This is a genomic window from Lyngbya sp. CCY1209 (assembly GCF_035615495.1).
Classification (GTDB): domain Bacteria; phylum Cyanobacteriota; class Cyanobacteriia; order Cyanobacteriales; family Microcoleaceae; genus Limnospira.
The window spans coordinates 1-559 of sequence record NZ_JAJENU010000205.1 but is presented as its reverse complement, the minus strand read 5'-3'; the positions used below and the strand labels follow the sequence as shown (position 1 = coordinate 559).

Genomic DNA, 559 nt, shown 5'->3' with positions numbered 1-559 from the left:
GTTATCCCCTCCTAAACCTCCCCAATCATCTTCAGATGATTTGAGCTATTAGCTTGGGAATTGATTCCCAAGCGGTTTCTCGTACCCAAAAAGGGCGCAAGCCTTGCGCCCCTACCCAACTTATTCAAACTGTTTGAAAAAGGCGGCCGTAGTCCAGTAGGGTGTGTTATGCGGCTGGAAAATGCGAATGCTGACAAATCAATGATATTTCCGCATAACGCACCATCCATAATTACGCGATCGTCCAATTGGAATCACGATCATTTCTGACATCATCATCACATCATCCACGGAACACCGTATTCGATTTTTCTCAATACCATCATTTATCAATGAGTCTGCGTTCCGTGTTTGCATCATCCATCAATTTTAGATGGTTGGGAGATGCGGGGGTGCGATCGCATTTTTGTAGGGGCGTATGGCATACGCCCCAATTTGATATTCGCCCGACACCAGATGAAAAAGGGCGCAAGCCAGGGGCCCCTACAGAGTTGATAATTGAGGCGATCGCATCCTCAAAATTTGGTACTCTGTTTGAATGACTGATTTTAGGCTTGTA

General features: G+C 45.8%; 1 protein-coding gene. It reads right to left on the bottom strand.

Annotation, left to right across the window (positions count from 1 at the left end):
* Positions 1–322 precede the first annotated feature (322 nt).
* The coding region (locus LKE08_RS03890) for a hypothetical protein (RefSeq protein WP_324702880.1) at positions 323–559 on the bottom strand (237 nt) is incomplete at its 5' end.